The 628-nt window shown below is 66.7% G+C and carries 1 protein-coding gene; it reads left to right on the top strand.

What is annotated here, in order from left to right:
- A partial coding sequence (locus tag RV1423_RS28350) for a TRAP transporter large permease subunit (protein WP_034304014.1) occupies nt 1-628 on the top strand: 628 nt, incomplete at both ends.

The following is a 628-nucleotide window of genomic DNA, read 5'->3' on the forward strand; positions in this document are numbered from 1 at the left end:
GTGCTGATGATCATCCATCCGGCCGTCGACCATGCCTCGGAGCAAATGGCGATCACCACGCCGGCACTGGAAATCCCCGACGGCCTGCGCGCCGCCGCCTTGCCGGTCGGCGCGATCCTGATGTTCCTGGCAGCCATCGCGCGCATGGCCAGTCGGGCCAGCATCAGGCAGGTCGCCTCGGCGGTCGCCGTCGTGGCGCTGATCGGCGCCGTGCTGTGGATCAGCAAGCCGGCGCTGGTGGCGATGGGCAATTACAACCTGATCGTGTTCTTCGTACTGCTCATCGGCGTGTGCGTGGCCGGCGGCATTCCGATCGCGTTCGCCTTCGGCACCGCCACCATGGCCTACCTTACGCTGGCCACCGGCGCGCCCATGATGATCGTGGTCAGCCGCATGGACGAAGGCATGTCCAGCCTGATCCTGCTGTCGGTGCCGCTGTTCGTGCTGCTCGGATCGCTGCTGGAAATCAGCGGGCTGGCGCGCACCCTGATTGACTTCATGGCGGCGCTGCTGGGCCACGTGCGCGGCGGTCTGCAATATGTCTTGCTAGGCGCGATGTTCCTGGTCTCGGGCATCTCCGGTTCCAAGGCCGCCGACATGGCGGCGATTGCCCCGGCGCTGTTCCCCG

The organism is Herbaspirillum sp. RV1423 (assembly GCF_000577615.1).
Taxonomy (GTDB): Bacteria; Pseudomonadota; Gammaproteobacteria; order Burkholderiales; family Burkholderiaceae_D; genus Herbaspirillum.